1 protein-coding gene is annotated in these 5,340 nt (G+C 69.0%); it reads right to left on the bottom strand.

Translation table 11 applies throughout. From position 1 onward, the window contains the following. Nucleotides 1-5,340, bottom strand: a 5,340-nt coding sequence (locus AC2VOP_RS01950) for an acyltransferase domain-containing protein (RefSeq protein ID WP_486959400.1), incomplete at both ends; no start/stop codon positions are given.

The following is a 5,340-nucleotide window of genomic DNA, read 5'->3' as shown; positions in this document are numbered from 1 at the left end:
GACCCGACACGTGGCCGAACCCGAGGCTGGTCACCAGCCCGGCCTTCAGCGGGAACAACCCGGCGAGCCGCAGCGTGTCACGAACCCACACGAAGTGGTCCGAGCTGGCCAGCTCGTCGTCGACGCAGTCCAGGCTGCGGTTGGGCGGGATCACGCCGTCGCGCAGCATCTGGCACATCCCGATGATCTGGAAGACCGCCGCGCCGCCCTTGGCGTGACCGGTCAGGCTCTTCTGACTCACCACGAACAGCGGCGCGCCGTCTGACCGACCGAGTGCGGCCGCCAACCGTTCGTGCAACTCGGTCTCGTTGGGGTCGTTGGCCAGCGTCGAAGTGTCGTGTTTGGAGATCACCGCGATGTCGTCGGGACCCACGCCCAGCTTGGCCAGCGAGCGGGCCAGCGCCGAGTCTCGGCCGCCGCGGCCGGCGCCCAGCGCTCCCAGGCCCGGGGCTGGGATCGAGGTGTGCACTCCGTCGGCGAAGCTCTGCGCGTAGGCCACCACCGCCAGCACCGGCAGGCCCATCTTGGCGGCCAGGTCGCCCCGAGCCAGCAGGATGGTGCCGCCGCCCTGGGCTTCGACGAACCCCAGCCGGCGCCGGTCGTTGGCGCGGGAGAACTTCGAATCGGAGATGCCCTTGGCCCGCATCATCTCGGTGTCGGCGGTGGCCGCCATGTCGCCGAAGCCGATGATGGCCTCCAGCGTCAGGTCGTCGTAGCCGCCGGCGACCACCAGCTCGGCTTTGCCCAGCCGGATCTTGTCGACTCCCTCCTCGACCGAGACCGCCGCGGTCGCGCAGGCGCCGACCGGGTGGATCATCGCGCCATAACTGCCGACATAGCTTTGAATCACATGCGCAGCAATGACATTCGGCAACACCTCTTGCAGGATGTCGTTCGGCTTGTTGCGGCCGAGCAGGTTGCCGTGGTACATGGTCTGCATCGAGGTCATGCCGCCCATGCCGGTGCCTTGGGTGCTGGCCACCAGGCTAGGGTGCACCCAGCGCATCAGCTCGGCCGGGGTGAACCCGGCCGACAGGAACGCGTCGACGGTCGCGACGATGTTCCACAGCGCCACCCGGTCGATCGAGGTCGCCATGTCGGCGCTGATTCCCCACACTGTCGGGTCGAACCCGGTCGGTATCTGGGCACCCACGGTGCGCGACAGCTTGGTTTTGCGCGGCACCCGGATCTCGGTGCCAGCCTTGCGGGTCACCTGCCAGTCGGTGGAGCCCGGCACCGGGCGGGCCGCAGTGTGTTCGGGGTCGAACCGCACGAAAGCCCGAGCTTCGGCCTCGCTCGACACCACGAACGAAAAGTCCCGGTCCAAAAACACGCTGACCAGCAGCGGCGAGGCATGGTCGGGGTCGATCGCGCCATCGTCGACGAACGCGCGAATGCCCACCCTTTCCATCACGGTGTCGTGGTAGCGCTCGACCAGCTCCGCCTCGTCGACCAGCTCCCCGGATTCGGTGTCGTACCAGCCCGGGGTCGGGTCGTCCTCCCAGCGGAGCAGCCCGGTGGTCCAGGCCAGCTCCAGCACGCCGGCTGCCGACAGCTCATTGTCGACTTCCATTTCGAAGCGGGTGCGTGACGAGCCCAGCGGACCGAGCTCCGCCCCGCCGACGATGACCACCAGGTCCGCAGGGTCGACGTCGAGGTCGTCGAAGGCCGGCGGCGGGGCCTGGGTGTAGCCCCGCGGCGGCGACGGTAGCGCGGCGATAGTGCCGCGGGCGGGTTCGGCCGACATCTCGTTGCGAGCTACGGCCTTCTGCGAGGCGGCCAGCTCAGCCAGGTCCAGGTCTACGTCGGCCAGCCCGCCGGTCAGGTCGGCGGTGATAGGCTCCCGCGCGGCAGCCGCCTTGGACTCCGCGTCGCACAGGCTCAGCAGCATCGTGGCCATCTGGTCGGTGGAATACGTTGTCACTCCGGCCTCTTCGACCGCGGCAACGATGCCGTCGTTGTGGCCCATCAGCCCGGTCCCGCGGGTCCATCCGATCAGCGCGTGGGCCAGGCCGACCCGTGCCGCCCACGACGATTCGGCGTGCCATCGGGTCACTACCGCGTCGAGGGCGGATTTGGCTTCTCCATAGGCGCCATCGCCGCCGAACAAGCCGCGGTTGGGCGATCCCGGCAGCACCACGTGCAGCCGCGATGCGATGTCGTGTTCGGCGCCGATCGCCGACAAACCGCCGATCAGCCGCTGCACCGCCCACAGCAGCACCTTCATCTCCATCTCCGAGCGCGCTCCCGCTTCGGAGAGATCGCCTGCCACTCGTGGCGCGGCAAACGGAAACAGCAGCGTGGGGGTTTGCGCATCCTTGACGTGAATGGACTGCGGCCCAAGGCTTTCAGTCTGCTCACTACCGACCCAGTCGATCAGCGCGTCGATGTCGGAGTAGGAGGCCAGGTTGGCCGGCACCACCCACAGCACCGCACCGAACCGGGCGTGGTCGCGATACAGGGTGCGGTAGAAGCCCAGCCGTTCGTCGTCGAGCCGCGAGGTGGTGGCGACGACGGTGGCGCCGCCGTCGAGCAGCTGCCCGACCACCGACGCGGCGATCGAACCCTTCGACGCACCGGTCACCACCGCGACCTCGTCGCTGTAGCGTCCCCGGCCGGGGTTTTCCGCACCGTCGGCGATCCGCCCATACAGCGACGCGTGCACAGCTCTGCCTTCCACCAGCGCCCGGCCCTGCCACCAATTCGCTTGGGCGGCAACCACGTGCCCAGCGCCTTCGAAGCGCTCGGAGAGTCGCTGCCAACCGGCGTCGATATCGCCCTCGTCGGTCAGCCAGAGCTTGACCAGGTCCTCACGCGCGCTGGCCCACCGGTCGTCGAACAACACCACCCTGCGGGCGTCGAACACCGGTGCCACCAGGCGCGGCCAGTCCGAACCTAGTTCGGCGGCGACCAGGTCGACCAGTTCGCCGTCGGTGGCGGCCTCGGGAGTGGTGGCCGGGCCGTCGAGGCCCAGCTGGTTCAACACCAGCCGGGCCGCCGAAGCCAGCACTCCGTCGCGGCCGGTGATCTGTTCGGTGAACTCACCCAGCGCGGCGACGTCCACGGCAACGGCGGGACCCCCGGACGACGGCAGGCTGACCGTCACGCCGTGTCGGGCAGCGACGGCACTGACAGCGCCGTCGATGACCCGGTCGACGGCGGCGGCGTCGGCCAGTGCGCCCTCGTGCAGCCCGCCCAGGGCATCACCCCGGACGCTGTTGCCCTCCCGGGTGCCCAGCGCGACCTCGACGGTGACGTGCTTGGCCCACCCGTCGCCGAGCTCCCAGACCTTTTTCACCCGCTCGGCGATGGCGGCCGGCCGCTTGCCTGACGGGCCGAGGACGGCGCGCAGTTGATCGCCGATCGCGTCGGTCAGCACCGGGCCGAACGGCTTGTAGGTGCGTGCCAGCTTGGTCACCTGGGCACGCAACCCGGCCAGGTCGGCTTCGGCGGCCCCGTCGATGGCGCCGAGGTTGAGCTCCGTGCCCAGGTCGACCAGCAGCTGGTTGCGCCGCGACGACGCACCGTCGGTGATCGATTCGATGGAGTCCAGTGCCTCGATCTGGTCGATGCGCATCTTGGCCGACAGCGCGATCAGCGCCAGGGTCGCATCGGCGGCGTCGAACGTCAGGTCGTCCGGAGTATCTGATGGAGCTCCGGCGGTAGCCGGAGACACAGCAGGGACGGCATGAGACACGGTCGGGGGTTCTGGCGCAGTAGCGCCGGAGTCCTCCGCAACCAAGTCTTCCTCGGGTTCCGGGTCGGTGTCGGTGGCGAACAGCACCGCCGCGTCGCGTTCGCAGTTGAGCACTTCCACTGTGCTGTGGGCGTATTCGGGCAACTTGAGGGTGTTGGTGGCCAGCCCGGCGACGGTCGGCGCGGACTTCACCCCGATCTCGACGAACCGTTCCACGCCCAGACCGCCGGCCGCCTCCTCGGTGAACAGCAGGTCCTGTGTCTCGATCCAGCGCACCGGGCTGGCGAACTGCCAGGCCAACAGTTCGATGACGAGCGTGCGGCACAGCTCGCGCGGTTTCTCGGTGCGCCAGGTGTCGTAGTCGGCGAGGATCTCGTCGAGCGGTTCCGCGGGCACCAGATCGCGAATCTCTGCGATGAAGTCGCGGTCCAGGCTGAACGGCCGGGGCACCAGGTTCGGAATATAGCGGCCGACGATCAGGTCGGGATCCTTGCCGTGCGGGATGACCCGGTCCAGGGAGCGGCGGAAGTCGTCGACGCCGACCCGCAGCACCCGCGAGTGGAACGGCACGTCGATACCGGGCACGTAGATGAACGCGCGCCGGCCGCCGGTGCGTTCGAGGCGCCGCCGAACCTCGGCTTCGAGTTCTTCCAGACCGCGCACAGTGCCGGCGACCGCGTACTGCGCACCGCGCAGGTTGAAGTTCACGATCTGTAAAAACTCGCCGGTCCGTTCGGCGATCTCGTCAACGAACGACGTCACATCGGCGTCGTCGAGGTCGATCTGCGACGGCCGGATGGCGGCCAGCCGGTAGTTGGAGCGCCCCTGCGCGTCGCGCGGCACGATGTCGTGCATGCTCGATCCGCGCTGGAAGACCGCGTCCAACAGGGCCTCAAGTTCGAAGATGCCGCTGACACAGGCCAGTGCGGTGTACTCGCCGACCGAATGTCCGCAGGCGATGGCGTCCTCGACGAACGCACCCGCTTCCCGCATCTCGGCGACTTGGGCGGCGGCCACCGTCGCCATGGCGACCTGGGTGAACTGGGTCAGGTAGAGCACACCGTCGGGGTGGTGGTAACGCACCCCGCGCGCGATCAGGGTGGTCGGATTGTCGCGCACCACATGCAGCACCGAGAAACCCAGTGCGTCGCGGGTGAACTTGTCCGCGGTGTCCCACACCTTGCGGGCGGCCTTGGAGCGGGCCCGGACCTCCATGCCCATGCGCGGGCGCTGAATCCCCTGCCCCGGGAAGGCGTAGACGGTCTTGGGCGCGGCCAGCCGCGCGGTCGCCGACATGACAAGACTCGTGCCGACCCTCGCACTGATCTCCAAAACATCAGCACCCGAGTCGATTCCGACTCGGTCGACACGGATGTCGATCTCGTCGCCGAGACGCACCATGCCTAGGAACCGCGCCGTCCAGCCGATCAGCCGCGCGGATGGGCGGGCCTGGCCGTCGGTGCCGGTGACGACGTGCTGGGCGGCCGCCGACAGCCACATTCCGTGCACGATCGGCGATTCCAGCCCGGCCAGCAACGCGGCGGCTCGGTCGGTGTGGATCGGGTTGTGGTCGCCGGACACCACCGCGAACGGCCGCATGTCCGCCGGTGCGGTCATGGTGATGTCGCGACGGCGGCGGCGCG

It is taken from the genome of Mycobacterium sp. TH-M106, from assembly GCF_057473765.1.
This window is presented reverse-complemented; position numbering and strand designations above follow the sequence as displayed.